We start from the raw sequence: 16,316 nt of genomic DNA, 5'->3' as shown, positions 1-16,316 counted from the left end.
GCTCAGGCGCCGGTGCGATTCACCGTCGCGGCGAGCCACCGCCGGGCGACGAGCAGGAGCACCGTCGAGGAGCAGGCGATGGCGCCGTGGATGGCCCACATGGTCTCGGTCCGCATCGGCCCCTGCTCCGGGCAGTAGCGCGCTAACAAGATACCGGCATAGAAGCTGGTGATCACCTTGGTCAGGAACCAGGGGAACTGCGCCACGCCCATGTAGGCCCCCACGCGATCCGGCGGAGCGATCTCGGCCGCGAGCTGGTAGAAGCGCGGCTGCCAGAGGGCTTCACCGATGGTCTTGATCACGATGAAGCTCCAGAGCCCCCACTGCGTGGGCCCGGCGCAGAGCAGAAAGGTGGGCAGGGCCATGATGAGCGTACCCACGACCATCAGGCGATAGACGCTTACGCGCTGGGTGAGCGAGGTGAAGATCGGCACCAGCACGAAGATCAGGATCGGGTTCAGGTTGGTGGCGGCCTCGAAGTTGTCGCCCACCCAGGTGCCCCGGTAGGCCCGTTCCACGTACTGCGGCAGGGCGAGCCAGGAGAGCGCGAAGAGGGTCTGCACGGGGATGAGCGCGAAGATGAAGAACGAGAAGCGGGCGTCGGCGAGCGGGTGCTGCTTGAGCCATTCGAGGGCCCGCGCGAAGGGGCTCGTAGCTGCGGCGCGCGCGGGCGTTGGCGACGTCGCTACCGGGGCGCCGGTAGCGGCTCCCTCCAGAGCGGGCGGCCGCGCGGCGTCGAGGGCGCGTTTCTCGGCGCGCCGCGTGAGCAGGGCGATCGTGCCGAGGAGCGAGACCAGGCTCACCCCGACGTAGACCCAGAAGACGCCGCCGATGCCGGCGCTCTTGCGCACCGGGGGCGAGACGAAGGTGGGGAGCCAGCCGCCCAGGTTGGCGAGCGCGTAGAGCATGGCGTAGCCCATGGGGGCCTGCTCGGCGGGCGAGAAGCGCCTGACCGCGGCGTAGACCGACGGCTGATAGAAGCCGTTTCCCACGACCATGATCAGACTTCCGCCGAGGACCAGCAGGTGCGCGGGACCCCAGAGCCCCTTCGCCAGCCCGAGCGTCGGGGCGAGCGCCACCACGGCCCGCCCGACGACGAGGAGCAGGAGCGCCACCAGCACCGAGCGCCGGACACCCCAGCGGTCCGAGAGGCCCCCGAGAAAGAACATCGAGATCGTGATCCCGCCCGTGAGCGCCCCGATCATCGGGCTCGCCTGCTCGTCGGTGAGCCCGATCTGCTTGTTGTAGAACATGGCCAGGAGCGACAGCATGCCGAAGTAGGCCAGGCCGTCGAGGAGGAAGGAGTAGTTCACGCCCCAGAGGACCTGCGGGGCGCGTCGCAGATCGAGCAGGGGCTGCACGATCTGGCGCAGGATCGAGGGCGTGGCGGGTGCTGCTGCGAGATCGAGCTCGGGCATGCGCGCATCAGCGCACGGGGAGCGGGGAGGGGTCAAGCGCGGGCGAGCTGTTCCGGAGGCGGGGCTATGCCGTGCCTACCGATAACCCTGAGGCTGGGTCACCCGCGTGCGGCCGCCGGCGATGGAGCGCACGGAGTAGCCGTCTGGCCCGTAGGCGTTGCTCTTCACGAACGCGCGGCCGGCTCGCGTTCCGCGCGCCGTTCCGTCGGGGGCGAAGGTCTCGCTGCGACCGACGTGGAGGCGCCCCTCCTCGAAGTTCTTCTGTCCGGCCTGCGCGGCGTACTGGACCGCCAAGAGGCTGCGACTTCCGGAGGCCACGTTGGTCGGCAGGATGGAGACGCCGAAGCCGCGGCCGTTGGCCTTGACCGCCGCCCAGTCGGCCGCCACGGGACTCGAGATGAACGCCTTCTTGATCACGCCGATCTTCACGCCGGCCCGGTAGAAGGTCAGCGAGCCGGCGCTGTTGTCCACGCGGTCGGCCTGGCGGGCGAAGTCCTGCACCGTGGAGACGAAGCCCTCGAGGATCCCGCGGGCGCCCCTGGTCGTCTTCTGGCCGTTCGCGGTCGCGATCTCCTTCACGCGCTTGCCGCTGATGGCCACGCCCTCTCGGAGCACGCCCACGGGTCCGGTCACGCCGATCTCCTGCAGCCACTGGTTGATGCGTGCGAGCTCGGTCTCGCCCGCGAAGGCCGGTCCGGCGAGTCCGAGGACGAGGGTCGCAAGTGCGATCCGAAGCAGCCGGGGAGTGCGATGCCTCATGGTGGTGGATCTCCTTTCCGGCCGTCCTGAAGGGCAAGGGGCATGCCGCTTCCGGTGCTCGCGTAACGTGGGCTGATCGCAGCGAGTCGACCCTTCGCCGTGCCTTTGGGGCGCGGCCACCCGAGGCGCGGAGCCGGAAGGCTCGACAGCCGTGCAATCGGCCGTGGGCAACGCGTGGGCCGGCGGGCCGGTCCTCGGATTGCGTCGTCCGGGGCAGCTTGGCATCATGCCCGCGTGTCCTCGCCCCCCGCAGCGCCCGACGATGATCGCCCCGCGCGCCGTCGTCGCTTCGCGGCGCTCGGCGTGGTGCTGCTCCTGGCCGCGGCGGTCTTCGCGCCCTTCGCGGTGAGCGCGGCTCTCTTCGTCGGCTTGCCGCCGGCCGGCACTCCCCTCGAGGAGCTCGGGTACTCGGGCTCGCCGGTAGGTCGCCCGGTGAAGATCGTGGTGGAGCCCTCGGGGCGCACGGCCTGGTTCGTCCTCCTCGGCTATCGCGGCACCGGCCACCTGGTGCTGCGGGCCTGTCGCGTGGAGCTCGCCACGGGGCGGGCTCTCACCTGTCCGCTCCTCGCCGAGGCTACGGGGGGCGATCACTTCGGACGCCTGCTCCACGCCTACGGGGAGGGACGGCTGCTCGTGCTCGTCCCGCAGCGTGACGCGCGTCGCGGCACCCGGCTGAAGCTCGCCCTCCTCGGGGACGCGTCACCGGTGCTGCGCGAACTTCCCGGGGCCTGGAGCGCAGCCCACGGGGACGGCAGCGAGCCCCTCACGCTCACCTTCGATGCGAAGGCCCGGCGCTTCGAGCTCTTCGCGGCCACCACGACCGCGCCGATCGCCGGGCAGCGCCTGCGCATCGCCGCGGACGGGCAGGCGGGCCCGCTCGAGCCCGTGCGCCTCCCCGCGGCGCATCCCCCCGGCGTGACGATCTGGACCCCGATGGGGGCTCTGCCGGGTGACCCTGCGCGGGTGGTGCTCTTCGACCTGCGCGGTTACTGGCTCGCCAACGGGGCGAAGGTCACGCGGCTGGGCGCCGTGACCTGCACCGCGGCCTGGGCGCGCTCGTGCCTCGTCCTGCCGTCGACGGTTCAGCACGACGACCTCGTGCTGCGCTGGGCCACGAGTTGGCTGGACGCGAGCGGCACGCTTCAGCCGCTGGCCGACGGAGGACCAGCCGCTCTCGGCGAGCTGCGGCGGACGCTCGTCGAGCGCGTCGAGCCGAGCGGAGCGCTCCGACCGGTGCTGGGCTGGCATGCCGTAGGGGGCGCCGAGGAGGCGTTTCGCACCCGCCTGCCGTCGGGGGAGCTGCTGACCGCCGCGATTCGCGTCCGGGGGAGCGAGCAGGTCTTGCTCCTGTCGAAGGGCAGCGGTCCCGCGCGACGCGTGGCCCGCGAGGCCCACACCCTCGGGGACTGGACCTTCGTCCCCTGGAAGGGCGGTCTCTTCGCGCTGCAGCGAGACCGCGCGCTCCCCCTCGACCTCGAGCTGCGGCCCGTGGTGCGCGTCTCTCGACTGGCCAATCTGGGGAGCGTGCTCGCCGAGCGCTTTCGCCTGGCCGCGCCGGCCACCGCGATCTACCTCGCGAGCCTCTTGGGCTTTCCGATCCTGGCCGTTTGGGCGCTGCGCCGGCTCGCGGGGCAGCGCCGCGCGGGCAGCGTACCCGTGGGCGGACCGCTCGTCGCGCTCGTCTGCTACGTGCTCGTGGCGGGGCTTCTGCTCCTCGATAACTGGCGCTTTCTCTTCCCGCCGTGAGCGCGCTCGTCGTCGGAGGTTCTTCGATCAGCGATACCCGTCGGGGTGCGCGAGACGCCAGGCCCAGGCGGAGGAGACGATCGCTTCGAGGCTGGAGCGCTGCGGCCGCCAGCCGAGCTCGCGCTGCGCGGCCTCGGCGCTCGCTACGAGGACCGCCGGATCTCCCGGCCGCCGCGCCGCTTCCACGACGGGGATCGCGTGCCCCGTCACGCGCCGTACCTCGTCGATCACCTGGCGCACGGTGAAGCCGGTGCCGCTCCCCAGGTTGTAGATCAGCCGCCCGTCGCCGCCCGCGAGCGCCTCGAGCGCCGCGACGTGCGCGCATGCCAGGTCGCTGACGTGCACGTAATCTCGCACGCAGGTCCCGTCCGCCGTCGGATAGTCCGTGCCGAAGACCGTCGCGTGTGCGCGTCCTCCGCGCGCGACCTCGAGCAGGTTCGGGATCAGGTGCGATTCGGGGCGGTGGTCCTCGCCGCGCTCGGGCGTGGCCCCCGCGGCGTTGAAGTAGCGCAGGGCCGCGTAGCGCAGGCCGTGGACCCGATGCCACCAGGAAAGCATTTCCTCGACCATGTGCTTCGAGGCGCCGTAGGGGCTCGTGGGGCGCAGGGGCGAGGACTCCCGGAGTGGCAGCTCCTCCGGGTCGCCGTAGAGCGCCGCCGTGGACGAGAAGACGAGCTGGCCCACGCCGGTCGCCAGCATGGCCTCGAGCAGGGTCAGGCTCCCCGCCACGTTCACGCGGAAGAAGCGCTCCGGCGCACGCATCGACTCGCCGGCCTCGATGAGCGCCGCGAAGTGCAGCACGGCCTCGGAGCCGGCCGAACGCAGAGTGGCCTCGAGCGTCGCGCGGTCGGCGAGGTCTGCCACGACGAGCTGCGCCCGTCGGGGGACCGCCGCGCGGTGGCCGCGGCTCAGGTCGTCGTAGACGACCACCTCGTGACCCGCGGCGAGGAGCTCCTCGCTCACGACGCTGCCGACGTAGCCGGCTCCACCGGTGACGAGCACGCGCATGCGCCACCTTCGCATGCGGAGGGCGCGGCGCCAATCGGTCTGGCCACCGGCCTGGCCAGCGGGGTGTGATCGCAGACCGTCGGTCTAGGGTGCCGGGCCTGGCGACGGGAGGCGGGCAAGAGCGCGAGCGGCGGTGGGCGCATGCGGGGGGCGGGGGCGGATCGGTGCGGCGGGGGCGGATCGGTGCGGGGCGGAAGAAACAGCCGGGCAGCGGGCTGCCGCATCGGATGCGGCCGCGGCTCGCGAGCCGTTTTCCGGTGCACGTGACGATGAAGGTCGTGTCAGACCTGCCGAACCTCCGTGCCAAGCCGCAGCTCCGGGTGATCGAGGCCGCATTTCGGGCGGCGCTCGGCTGCCACGGGCTCAATCTCGCGCACTACTCGATCCAGAAGAACCACCTGCACCTCATCACCGAGGCCAAAGACTGCGACGTCCTGATGAAGGGGCTCAGGGGGCTGGCGATTCGCCTCGCCCGGCGACTCAACGACCGCCTCGGGCGGCACGGGCGGGTCTTCGCCGACCGCTACCACCAGCGCATCTTGCGCACGCCGAGCGAGACCCGGCACGCCGTCGCCCATGTGGTCCAAAACCGACGGAAGCACTGCGCGCAGCGCGGCAAGTGGGTGCCCAGGCGCGAGCTCGATCCGTGCTCCTCGGCGCGCTATCTCGTAGGCGGCTGGAAGGACGTCGCGCCGGTGCCGCCCTCGGGAGAGCCTACAGTCGGCGAGCCACGAACCTGGCTCCTGCACACGGGCTGGAAGCTTCGAGGGAAGCTGCGTACAGACGACGTTCCAGGACGCTGAGCGTCGAGAGGCGCCCGCGCCCGTGTGCGCCCTCCGCCGGCGAAGTGGGGCCGGCGATCATCGTCCCCGACGACGACTAGACCTGGTCACCTTGGCCAATGCGACCATGTTTGATCGCGTGACTACTTGCTTCTGCGTAGTCACGATCGCGCGATTTAGCTAGATAGACGGTACGAAGCGTGCGGAGAGGGAACCTGCGCGGACTACTCGACCGGAGGCATGTCCCCGGTGCCCGGGTTCGTGCCGGGGTTGCCGCCGGCAGCGCACGTCGCGCCGCACATGTCGGCGGCCGGGTCGAACTTGCAGTTCTTGAGGGCGTTGTCGGCCATGGTCTTCGCCGCGCCGTCGCAGGACGTGCTCCCCGTGCCGCCGGTGCTCCCGGTGCCGCCCTGGTTCTGCGCGTTCTTGAAGGCCTGGCACTGCATGCCGGCGACCCCCGAGAGCTTGCTGCAGTCCGCCGACTTCCAGCAGTCCGCCATCTTCGACGCGAATTGCTCGCAGGAGTTGCTGCCGCATCCGACGCCGAACATCCCGAGCGTTCCGGCCACCACGATCGTCGCGAAGATCCTCATTCGTACACCTCGTCTTGCTAAGGTTGGCGTCCGCGGAGGGAGCGGCCGGTCGGGCCATTCCTCCAGCGGTCGCGTGAAGGGGCCATTTCAAGCGCGCGGGGCCACCCTGTCAAGAGCGCTGGTCACACCCCGGGTTTCCGGGGCGGTCCTCGCGTTGACCTCCCGGGAACGGACAGTGTAGGGTCCGGCCGTCGCGTCCTCCCAACCACCAGCCTTTTTGTGAGGTTCGAGAATGGCTCGCCGCCCCCTGCTCGCATCCGCGCTGACGCTGCTCCTCGGCGCGCCCTCTTGGGCCCAAGCTCCCACGACGCAGCCCGCGGCGGCGCCGGCGACGCAGCCCGCACCTCGGCCCGTCGCCCCGGCCCCGACGCCGGCCGCGCCCCCCGCACCATCCACCCCTGGTCCGGCCGCCGCCCCGCGCCCCGAGCGCTACGATCCGTCGGCCTACGTGCCGCGGCCCCTCGAGGAGACCGAGGCCGCCGCCGACCGCGTGGTCGCGCGCGATCTGGACACCAAGGTGGAGCTCGTGCAGCGCGGTAACTTCTCGCTCCACATCGGAGCGCTCCTGCAGCTCCAGGGGGCCTTCTACGTGGGCAACGAGGCGGGGATGCAGCTCAACGACGCCGCCGACACGGAGGGCTTCCGCGTGCGGCGCGCGCGCCTGGCCTTCGGCGGCCAGCTCCTGCGGCACGTCTCCTATTATCTGGGCGTCGACCTGAAGGACACGGTCATGATCGCCCTCGGCGGGGACCGCGGCAGCGAGATCCTGGACGCGCGCATCGCCTGGGAGCGCTTCCCCTGGGCCCACATCTCCGTCGGCATGGACAAGGTCCCCTTCTCGACCTTCGCCATGATGTCCTCGGGCCGCCTGGCGATCATCGAGCGGCCGCTCGGCGTCACGCTCGTCGCTCCGGATCGGCGCGTGGGGATCACCGTCTCGGGCCGCCTCTCCCGGGGTCACGCCTTCGCGCGCTACGCGGGCGGCGTCTACAACGGCTCCGACGGCGTCACCTCGGGGAACCGGATGGCCGGCACGGCCGCCGCGGGCTACCTGCAGCTCGGCTACGCCGTCCCGACCGTGCGCTGGGAACCGGAGCCCGTCGGCGTCACGCTCTCGGGCGGCTACATGTACGACGACGGACCGGCGGTGAACCGGCACAAGGCGAGCGGCAGCCTCGCGCTGCACGGCTGGCTCTTCCGCGTGACCGGCGAGCTCCTCTGGGAGAAGGTCATCCCCGACGCGCAGCCCGCCGCGGCGCCCACCTCCGGCACGTTCTCCCGCTGGGGGCTCGTCGGCGAGGTCACCGCCTTCCTCTGGCGCAACTACCTGCAGGCCGCGTTCCGCTACGAGTACTTCCGGGACAACGACCAGCTCCCGACCTTCGGCAAGCAGCAGCTCCTCTCGGGCGGGATCAACGTCTACCTCTGCCGCGACCGCTTGAAGGCTCAGCTCAACTACATCCGGCGGCAGGAGCTCGAGGGGCCGGGCGTGGATAACGACGTGGGGCTCGCCCAGCTCCAGGCCATGTTTTAGGGCGAGAGGAACAACATGCGTCGGTGGACTCTCTTCGCGCTCCTCGCGAGCGTGCCGGTGCTCCCGACCTGTCGGGACGAGCAGCAGTTCGCCCGGGTGGTCGTGATCGACGACATGGCCCAGGTCATCGGTGGGCCGGCGGCCCAGGCGCGCGTCGGCGACTTTCTCCTCGAGAACGACCGCCTGCGGGCCGTGGTGCACGGGCGCCACAACCAGCGCAGCACCTTCCCCATCTCCAACGGAAGCCTGGTCGACCTCGACATCCAGCGCCCCGCGGACCGCTACGGCGTGGGGAAGGGCTCGGATGCCTTCTACGAGCTCGGGCCGATGGTGAACCTGAAGGTGAGCGGCAGCGGCTCCATGCAGCACGGCGCGTGCGACGCGGTGGGAGCCTCGCCCTGTCCGAGGGACCCCGACGGGCGCGCGCTCGCGGGCTGCGTGCGCGTCAGCGGCACCGGCAAGGGCGAGAACATCATGGGTGTGCTCGGCCTCCTCGATCTGGCGATCCTGAAGAACTACCCCGCCGACGAGCTCGAGATCGTGAACGACTACGACCTGTGCCCGGGCGAGACCTTCGTGCGCATCACCACCACCGCTCGCTTCTACGGCAAGGGAGCCGAGCTCAAGATGGCCGCGCTGAACGCGCCGGCGAGCATCCTGGACATCATGCTGGGCGAGAACACCGGCGTCGATTGCGCTCGTGCTCCGTGCCCCTCGGCGAGCCCGCACTGCGACGACCTGCTCAAGGTGCTCGAGTTCGGCTCGCTCAAGACCGAGATGAAGCGGTGTCGCAGTCCCGCGCAGAAGCTGGCCGGCCTGCTCGGCGGGGACTTCATGCTCTTCTCGGGGAAAGTGCACGTCTTCATCCCCGGCAGCGGTTTCGACCACGAGACCTACATCCGCAGCCTCTTCGACGCGGGGGGCGACGTCTTCTCGAACCCGCTCTCCCTCGACTACGTGACGGCCATCGGCCCGGGCGTCTCGTACGCCTACTTCGCGGACGGCACCGTCTCCATCCCGGTCTTCTCGGAGGCCTTCACCGCGGCGATCACGAACCGCTTCGCCTGCCCGCGCTCGAACAAGGAGTGCTTCAAGGGCAACGAGCTGCGCTTCACCCGCTACGTCGGCGTAGGCGACGGCAGCGGCGCCTCCGCGCTCGAGGGGTACTACCGCCTGCGCAAGATCCCGACCGGCGAGCTGCGCGGCCACGTGGTGGACTACCGCACGCGCAAGCCGGTCTCGGGCCTCGACGTCGTGGCCTACGGCCTGCCGAAGTCCTGGGCGGGGCTCGACGACGCGGCGATCGCGCGGAAGGGCTACGTGGAGCTCGCGGCGGCGCACCGCGACGAGTCGCGCACTGCGCTCAATCCGGCGGGCCACGTGGGGGCCATCTCGCACTTTCTCACCGACAGCGGGCTCGACTCCGTCAAGGACGGCAGCTTCGAGGGCCGGCTCCCCGCCGGGCGCTACGTGCTCGTGGCCGCCGAAGAGGGCCGCGCTATCTCGTCCCTCGTGCCGCTGACCATGGGCGTGGGGCAGAGCGTGAAGGCCCTCGTGGTGGCCGGCGAGAGCGGCACCCTGCAGTACGCGGTGCGCGAGGCGTCGGGACGCCTTTTGCCCTCGAAGATTACGCTCGGGCAGTGCTTCGTGGAGTGCGCGCGCAACGAGGACTGCGGTGGTCCGACGCCGGTCTGCGACGGCGAGACGGGGCTTTGCCGTCCCTCCGCCGGCTACCAGGGCCCGGGGGATTGCCGGCCCGATCAGCGCTGGGACGCGGCCGCCCGCACCTGCCGCTGTCCGAGCGTCGGGAAGCTGCCCCTCGAGCTGGGCGGACGGCGCTACGCCGACGGCACCGTGCGCGTCGAGCAGGCGGGGAGCGGCCAGGGCCAGCTCGAGCTCCCGCCCGGCGTCTATCAGGCGGTGATCTCCCGCGGCGTCGAGTACGAGCTCCACAAGCAGTACGTGACGATCACCCCCGGCCTCGTCTCGCGCGTGACGGCGACGCTGCCGCGCGTCGTGGACACGCGAGGCTGGATCGGCGCCGATTTCCACGTACACGGCCCGAACAGCGTGGACTCGGGCCTGACCCACGAGGCGCGCGTGATCTCTTACGCCACCGAGGGGGTCGAGCTGATCACGGCCACCGATCACGACCAGCTCACCGACTACGCCCCGACGATCCGCCGCCTCAACCTGGCGCCGTGGGTGCGCAGCCAGGTGGGCGTCGAGATCTCGCCCCTCGACTACGGCCACTTCATCGGCTTCCCCTTGCGCTTCGACGAGACCGCCGAGCTGAAGGGGGGCTTCCACTGGCGCAAGCCCTTCCCCGGCGGGGACCCCGACTGGGTGAACATGCCGCCGGTCGAGATCTTCAAGAACCTGCGCGAGCGGGGGAGCCTCGGGCCCGACCGCACGGTGGTCTTCGTGGCGCACTACTACGATCACTTCAGCTTCTACGGCATCGACCCGTGGACGCTCGAGCTGCCGCCGCTCAGCGTAACGGCCTTCTTCAACCGCGTGCTCATGCCGGCGAACTTCTCGGGCAACTTCGACGCGGTCGAGCTCTTCAACGGCAAGAACCTGGACCTTATTCGCCGGCCCACCTGGAAGGAGATCCGCACCTACAACAACGACCTGGCCACGCTGCTCGGCGACGGCAAGCTCTCGGCCGAGGAGCGGCTCCGACGGTGGATCCGGCTCTCCAGCGACGCGCAGCGCGAGTTCATGCGGCGCACGCCGAGCGAGCAGAAGCTGGCGCTCTCCGGCGCGGGCAAGGACTTCCAGTGCCGCTGCACGGCCGACGCCGACTGCGGTGGAACGACGCTCTGCGACGAACGCACGGGGGCCTGCACGCCGGGTTGCGCCGACAATGGGGGCTGCGATGCCAAGCTGGTGCAGGCCGGTCGCGAGGCCTGTCAGCCGAAGAACGTCGCCGAGCCCGCGCGCAAGGTCTGTCAACGCGTGACCACGAGCTGCGCCGGGGACGAGCAGTGCACCGTCACCTGGGCCGAGGGGAAGGTGAAGGAGCGCTGTCTCCCCGACCCGACCGGCGGCCTCGGCAAGCGCTGCGAGCTCGCCTGTACGGGGGATGCGGACTGCAAGAGCGCGGGGGACGCCCTTCGCCCTGTCTGCGAGCCGAAGAGCGGTCGGTGCGTGGCCGAGGCCCCCGCCGCGGCCGCGAGCGACGAGGAGCCCTGCCCCACGCTGCGCGGGACGGTGGACGACTGGTTCGTAATGCTGAACCGCGGCATCCGGCGACCCGCGCTTGGCAACTCCGACAGCCACGGGACCTACAGCGGCGAGGCGGGCTTGCCGCGGACCTACGTGCGGGCGAGCGGTGAGCTGCCGTCGCAGATCACGCCCGAGGAGGTGGCCGACCAGGTGAAGCAGATGCAGGCGCTCTCGACCTACGGCCCCTTCGTCGAGTTCTCGGTGAACGGGCAGGCGCTGGGCTCGACGGTGAAGGTCAAGAAGGGCGAGACCGTGCAGCTCAAGGTGCGCGTACAATCCCCGCGCTGGTTCGACGTGGACCGCATCGAGATCTACGCCAACGGCGAGCTGATCAAGGAGATCACCGGACGCACGAACTGTCCCCCCGGCGCCACCGACTGCATCCGCGTGCCGAACGACAGCGTGGTGAACTTCGATGGCACCCTCTTGCACACCCCGCAACGGGACACCTGGTACGCGGTCGTCGCGCAGGGCCTCGACGGTAAACCCATGTCGCCGGTCTACTCCTCGTCGCCGGTGGCGCGGCTCGGGGTCTACGAGCTGATCCAGCGCCTCACGCCGCTTCTGCCGCCGTTGCGCTCGCTGCGCACGCCGCTCTCGCCGTCCATCACCATCGTGCGGCCCTACGCGCTCACGAATCCGATCTGGGTCGACGTCGGGGGTGACGGCTTCTCGCCGCCCCAGTCGCTGCCGAGCTGGGCCACCGAGCGCGATCGCGCGGCGGTGCCGGGGGGCGTGCAGGCGAGCAGCCGCCACGCCGCCGATGGGCACACCCACGGGCCCGGCCAGGCCGCGCACGAGCACCCACCCTCACCCACCTCCGGTCCTGAAGCCCCCGCCCACGACCACCGTCGGGGGCTCGGCCGCTACCGCGCCGATGCGACCGAGCTCGTGCGCCTGGCCAAGCAAGGCCGCCTCACGGCGCCGATGCTTCAGCAGGCCCTGGATCAGTTACGCTTCTTCTCGCACTGAGGTCCCCGCGGGCGCGCCGTCCAGGGCGAGCTGCCGCAGTGGCGGTCGCCGTCCCGCTCCGCGTCGCTGTCCGGGGCTCAAGGTCTGTCCCGCGGTGCCGATGAAGGAGATCGAGCAACGTATGCGCGATGGACGGGAGGAGTTCGGCGTGAGGAGCGGGCGGAAGCGGGGATGGGGGTGGTCTCGCAGCGCGGCATGCGTCGGGGCCCTCGCGCTGCTCGGGACCCTCCTCGGGAGCGCGCGCGGGGCGTGGGCGCAGGAGCCTTCCCCAAAGGGCGATCCCCCCCCTCCGGCCAGCCAGCCCTCCGGGTCCACCGTCGAGGTGCTCTTGCGCCAGTTCAAGGCGCGGCTCGACGCCCAGGAGGCGCGGCTCAAGACGCAAGAGGCCCTGCTCAAGGCCCAGGCGGCGCGGCTCTCCGAGCAGAAGGAGCAGCTCCAGCTCCAGGAGGCCAAGCTCGAGGCGCAGGCCGAGGGCGGCGAGGACTCCGCCAAGGAGTCCATCTTTCGCTTCTACGGCTTCATGGACATGGGGCTGCAGAGGTGGTTTCTGCCGAGCGGCAACGTCATCCAGGCCAGCGTTCCCACGCAGGGCACCACCTTCGTGCTCGGCAACATCAATCTCTACGTCGACGTGCAGCCCTTCGACTCCTGGCGCGCCCTGCTCGAGGTTCGGCTCACGAATTACCCGCACGGCGCGGAGCTGCGGATCGGTGACCCCTTCGGTGGCAAGTACACCCGCACGAGCACCTCCATCGCCGACGTGAACTCGGCGAGCGGGGGCTGGGGACGCATCACCTGGAGCGCCTTCGTGCTCGAGCGGGCCTATATCGAATACACCGCGCGCGACTGGCTGATCCTCCGTACGGGCTACTTCTTCACCCCCTACGGCATCTGGAACGTGGACCACGGCACGCCGACGCTGATCTCGCTCAAGCTCCCCGAGTTCATCAACTCCGAGATGCTCCCCACGCGCCAGCTCGGGGTCGAGGCCCTCGGCACCTTTCATCTCGGGCACTGGCGACTCGGCTACCACGCCTACGTCTCGAACGGTCGTACCCCGGCGCGGCTCGATTTCACCGACGACAAGGCGCTCGGCGGACGGCTCTTCCTCGAGACCAGTCGACCGGCGCGGCTCAAGTTCGGCGTGTCCTACTACTGGGGACGCTACAGCGACGAGACCCGCGCCTTGACCAGCCTGACGCCGTACAAGGTGGACCGCACGGAGGTGGTGGCGTTCCAGGAGCACGTGGCGGGCGCCGACCTGGCCGTGGACGCCGGTGCGCTCCGCATTCGCGCGGAGGGCGTGGTGCGGACGGTCCGCTTCGACCAGGGCAAGCACGAGCCCGCGGTCTTCGGCGTGGGCACCTTTCAGCCGAGCCGCGTGGAGTGGAACACCTACGCCCTCGTGGCCTACCGCCTGCCGTGGTGGGGACTCGAGCCCTACCTCTACTTCGAGCTCTACCGCAATCCGACGCCCATCAGCGAGGCGGCGGTGGCCATCTCGCCGGGGCTCAACATCCACTTCAACCCGCACGTGCAGCTCAAGCTGCAGTACGCGCACGGCTGGTTCTTCGACTTTCCGGGCTACGATCCGGGGGTCGCGCGACCCACGGGTCCGAACGCGCACTACATCTTCACGCGCCTGGTGCTGGCCTTCTGATGCGCGCGCGGGTCGCATACGTCGCTCTGGCGGCGGCGCTCCTCAGCCTCGGTGCCGCGCCGGGCTCCTCGCTGTCGGAGTCCAAGGCGGGTGCGCCCGCGGGGCCCCCGTCCGAGCTACTCGTGATCGTGCATCCGGCGGTGCGGGTCGCGTCCCTCTCGGCCGCCGATCTGGAGTCCATCTTCAGCGGCAGCCGCCGACGCTGGCCCGACGGCGGCGCGATCGTGGCCTTCAACTACCCGGCCGGGGACGGCGTGCGTGTGCTCTTCGACCGCGTCGTGCTGCGCCTCGACCCCGACGCCGTGGCGCGCTACTGGATCGACCAGCGCATCCGAGGCATGGGACGGCCTCCGCGCCAGGTCCCGAGCGCGGCGCTTCTGCCCCGGCTCATCGCGCGCCTGGCCGGGAGCGTGGGCTACGTGGCGGCCGCCGCCGCTCCCCCGGGGACGAAGCTCGTGGCGCGTATTCGCCGCGGAAAGGTGGTCGCCCCATGAGCCGTGCATTCTGCGCTGAGGCGCGTCGTGGGCTGCGTGGCCTCGCGCTTCTGGCGTGCCTCGCGTGGTTCGCCGGGTGCCCGGGCGCGCCGTGCGACCCGGGTCAGGTGCTCGAGAACTCCGTCTGCCGCATCGTCCCTCCCGACGCGGGGAAGCCCGACGCGCGGCGGGACGGGGGCGCGCGAGGCGACGGCGCGGGCGACGCGGCGGCGAAGGGCGTCTTCGGCGCGGCCTGCGCCAAGCCCGAGGAGTGCGGCAAGCCTCTCGACTTCTGCGCCATCAAGCCCGGCGAGGCGAAGGGCTTCTGCACCCAGACCGGCTGCGACAAGGACAAGAGCCTCTGCCCCAAGGACTGGACCTGCTTCGACCTGTCGGCTCTGCAGGCCGGGCTCCCCTGGATCTGCGTAAAGTTCTAGCATGACGAGCAGGGAGCGACCTTGCCGATGACCGGCCCCACCCCGACGCTGCAAAGTCTCCGCGGGAGCGTGCTCTCCGAGCGCCGGCTCAAGGTGCTGCTCGTCTCGCTCATCGCCGGCCTGCTTCTCGGCATCTTCGGCCTCGGGTACGTGGTCGTGCGCCAGGTCTTCGATCAGATGCTTCCCTCGCTGCGGGACGATCTGGTCTGGAAGACGGTCCACGGCGCGAAGGAGATCGCCGCCTCGGCGGAGCTCGGGATCGCCGCGCACGACGCCTCGGCCATTCGCCCCCTCATCCAGGACATGCTCAAGGACGCGGACACGCTGGCCGTGGTCGTGACGGACGAGAGAGGCACGCCTCTCGTGGTGGCGGGCCAGCTCCCGGAGACCACCGCGGTCTTCTTTCACGGGCGTCCGGGCGCGCTGCGGAAGACCGATGCGTACCTCAGCGCCTGGGCTCCGGCCGTGATCGAGGGGAGCGCCGTGGGGCGAGTGGCCGTCATCACCGCCACCCGCTCGCTCAAGGCCGGCGAGCAGCTCGCGCGGCGCATGATCCTGATCGCCGGGGTCGGCTCGATCGCGGCCCTGCTCGTGGGCCTCGGCTTCATCGCCTTCTACATCGGGCCGCTCGTGCGGCTGAACCGGGAGGCCTTCGTGCAGCTCGAGCAGACCACCTCGGACGCGGTCAAGCTCTCCGAGGAGAAGGTCGAGCTCGCGGCCAGTCTCGAGGTGCGCGTGAGGGAACGCACCGCCGAGCTCTCGGCGGCGAACCAGGCTCTGGCCACGAACCTGGAGAAGCTCAAGGAGGCTCAGCGCAAGCTGGTGGATATCTCCCGCCAGGCCGGCATGGCCGAGATCGCGACGGGGCTTTTGCACAACGTCGGCAACGTGCTGAACAGCGTCAACGTGTCGGCCTCGCTGGTCGCGGACCGGCTGAATCGGTCGAAGATCTCGGGGCTCAAGAAGGCCGTCGAGCTCCTGCAAGAGCAAGGGGACAAGGTCTCCGAGTTCCTCGCCACCGACCCGCGGGGACGGAAGCTCCCCGAGTTCCTCGGGCTGCTCTCCGAGCACCTGGCGTCCGAGGTGGCGGACAACCGCACGGAGATGGCCTCGCTCACCAAGCACGTGGACCACATCAAGACCATCGTGAGCATGCAGCAGGCGCACGCCCGCGCCGGGGGGGTCAAGGAGGTGCTCTCGCTGCAGGGGCTGGTCGAGGATGCGCTGAAGCTCCACGAGGGGTCCCTGTCGCGGCACGACGTGGACCTCGTGCGGGACCTCGAGGACCTGCCGCTCCTCTCCATCGATCGCCACAAGACGCTGCAGATCCTCCTCAACCTCCTGTCGAACGCGAAGCACGCGCTCCTGCACGTTCCGCCCGGGAGGCGCTCCCTCACCATCCGCGTGCACGCGAACGGCGACGAACGGGTGCACGTGGCGGTGGCCGACACGGGGACCGGAATCGCCCCGGAGAACCTGACCCGCATCTTCAGCCACGGCTTCACGACCAAGAAGGACGGCCACGGCTTCGGCCTGCATTCGAGCGCGCTCGCGGCGCAGGAGATGGGCGGGAGTCTCACCGTGCACAGCGATGGGCTGGGCAAGGGGGCCACCTTCACCCTCTCGCTGCCCATGGAGCGGATCTCCGAGCACGGGACGACGAGCGACCGGCACCCGGCGATCAAGGCCTGAGAACCTGGCCT

General features: G+C 70.7%; 12 protein-coding genes. 8 read left to right on the top strand and 4 right to left on the bottom strand.

Translation table 11 applies throughout. From position 1 onward, the window contains the following. Window positions 1-2: 2 nt before the first annotated feature. Complete coding sequence (locus IT371_25595; GenBank protein ID MCC6751053.1) at window positions 3-1,418, bottom strand: MFS transporter; 1,416 nt, start codon at window positions 1,416-1,418, stop codon at window positions 3-5. A 75-nt stretch (window positions 1,419-1,493) separates the two neighbouring features. Continuing rightward, window positions 1,494-2,177 carry a hypothetical protein gene (locus tag IT371_25590; GenBank protein MCC6751052.1) on the bottom strand — a complete coding sequence of 228 codons (684 nt, stop codon included), beginning with the start codon at window positions 2,175-2,177 and terminating at the stop codon, window positions 1,494-1,496. Window positions 2,178-2,411: 234 nt separating this feature from the next. Between IT371_25590 and IT371_25585 the strand changes: the two genes are divergently transcribed. Beyond that, window positions 2,412-3,923 carry a hypothetical protein gene (locus tag IT371_25585; protein MCC6751051.1) on the top strand — a complete coding sequence of 504 codons (1,512 nt, stop codon included), beginning with the start codon at window positions 2,412-2,414 and terminating at the stop codon, window positions 3,921-3,923. 27 nt (window positions 3,924-3,950) lie between these two features. Here IT371_25585 and galE read toward each other — a convergent pair whose 3' ends face one another. After that, window positions 3,951-4,931 carry a UDP-glucose 4-epimerase GalE gene (galE, locus tag IT371_25580; GenBank protein ID MCC6751050.1) on the bottom strand — a complete coding sequence of 327 codons (981 nt, stop codon included), beginning with the start codon at window positions 4,929-4,931 and terminating at the stop codon, window positions 3,951-3,953. 269 nt (window positions 4,932-5,200) lie between these two features. Here galE and IT371_25575 point away from each other — a divergent pair, with 269 nt between their 5' ends. After that, window positions 5,201-5,734, top strand: coding sequence for a hypothetical protein (locus IT371_25575; GenBank protein ID MCC6751049.1), 534 nt, complete (start codon window positions 5,201-5,203; stop codon window positions 5,732-5,734). A gap of 203 nt (window positions 5,735-5,937) precedes the next feature. Here the strand turns inward: IT371_25575 and IT371_25570 are convergent, their stop codons facing one another. Further along, complete coding sequence (locus tag IT371_25570; protein ID MCC6751048.1) at window positions 5,938-6,306, bottom strand: hypothetical protein; 369 nt, start codon at window positions 6,304-6,306, stop codon at window positions 5,938-5,940. A 232-nt stretch (window positions 6,307-6,538) separates the two neighbouring features. Between IT371_25570 and IT371_25565 the strand changes: the two genes are divergently transcribed. The 6 genes from IT371_25565 to IT371_25540 all read left to right on the top strand — a co-directional run bounded on the left by IT371_25565 (window position 6,539) and on the right by IT371_25540 (window position 16,305). Further along, window positions 6,539-7,840: a hypothetical protein gene (locus IT371_25565; GenBank protein MCC6751047.1), complete on the top strand. Its 1,302-nt coding sequence runs from the start codon at window positions 6,539-6,541 to the stop codon at window positions 7,838-7,840. A 15-nt stretch (window positions 7,841-7,855) separates the two neighbouring features. Then, window positions 7,856-12,043 (top strand): hypothetical protein, encoded by a 4,188-nt coding sequence (locus IT371_25560; protein ID MCC6751046.1) that lies wholly within the window; start codon window positions 7,856-7,858, stop codon window positions 12,041-12,043. Window positions 12,044-12,164: 121 nt separating this feature from the next. Then, window positions 12,165-13,703: a hypothetical protein gene (locus tag IT371_25555; protein MCC6751045.1), complete on the top strand. Its 1,539-nt coding sequence runs from the start codon at window positions 12,165-12,167 to the stop codon at window positions 13,701-13,703. After that, window positions 13,703-14,197, top strand: coding sequence for a hypothetical protein (locus tag IT371_25550; GenBank protein ID MCC6751044.1), 495 nt, complete (start codon window positions 13,703-13,705; stop codon window positions 14,195-14,197). Before IT371_25555 ends, IT371_25550 begins: the two co-directional genes overlap by 1 nt. Next, the gene (locus IT371_25545; protein MCC6751043.1) at window positions 14,194-14,613 is read left to right on the top strand and encodes a hypothetical protein; all 420 of its coding nucleotides are present in this window, start codon (window positions 14,194-14,196) and stop codon (window positions 14,611-14,613) included. Before IT371_25550 ends, IT371_25545 begins: the two co-directional genes overlap by 4 nt. Window positions 14,614-14,640: 27 nt before the next feature. Continuing rightward, window positions 14,641-16,305: a GHKL domain-containing protein gene (locus IT371_25540; protein MCC6751042.1), complete on the top strand. Its 1,665-nt coding sequence runs from the start codon at window positions 14,641-14,643 to the stop codon at window positions 16,303-16,305. The last annotated feature ends 11 nt before the right edge of the window (window positions 16,306-16,316 follow it).

The organism is Deltaproteobacteria bacterium, from assembly GCA_020848905.1.
Taxonomy (GTDB): domain Bacteria; phylum Myxococcota_A; class Polyangia.
The sequence above is the reverse complement of the archived record's forward strand: the minus strand, read 5'-3'. Positions and strand labels throughout refer to the sequence as shown.

Bases quoted from the DNA above. Each gene is read 5' to 3' on its own strand.
- IT371_25555 (MCC6751045.1), top strand. From the start codon at position 12,165: ATGCGCGATGGACGGGAGGAGTTCGGCGTGAGGAGCGGGCGGAAGCGG.
- IT371_25590 (MCC6751052.1), bottom strand. From the start codon at position 2,177: ATGAGGCATCGCACTCCCCGGCTGCTTCGGATCGCACTTGCGACCCTC.
- IT371_25595 (MCC6751053.1), bottom strand. From the start codon at position 1,418: ATGCCCGAGCTCGATCTCGCAGCAGCACCCGCCACGCCCTCGATCCTG.
- IT371_25550 (MCC6751044.1), top strand. From the start codon at position 13,703: ATGCGCGCGCGGGTCGCATACGTCGCTCTGGCGGCGGCGCTCCTCAGC.
- IT371_25575 (MCC6751049.1), top strand. From the start codon at position 5,201: ATGAAGGTCGTGTCAGACCTGCCGAACCTCCGTGCCAAGCCGCAGCTC.
- IT371_25545 (MCC6751043.1), top strand. From the start codon at position 14,194: ATGAGCCGTGCATTCTGCGCTGAGGCGCGTCGTGGGCTGCGTGGCCTC.
- IT371_25540 (MCC6751042.1), top strand. From the start codon at position 14,641: ATGACCGGCCCCACCCCGACGCTGCAAAGTCTCCGCGGGAGCGTGCTC.
- galE (MCC6751050.1), bottom strand. From the start codon at position 4,931: ATGCGCGTGCTCGTCACCGGTGGAGCCGGCTACGTCGGCAGCGTCGTG.
- IT371_25560 (MCC6751046.1), top strand. From the start codon at position 7,856: ATGCGTCGGTGGACTCTCTTCGCGCTCCTCGCGAGCGTGCCGGTGCTC.
- IT371_25565 (MCC6751047.1), top strand. From the start codon at position 6,539: ATGGCTCGCCGCCCCCTGCTCGCATCCGCGCTGACGCTGCTCCTCGGC.
- IT371_25570 (MCC6751048.1), bottom strand. From the start codon at position 6,306: ATGAGGATCTTCGCGACGATCGTGGTGGCCGGAACGCTCGGGATGTTC.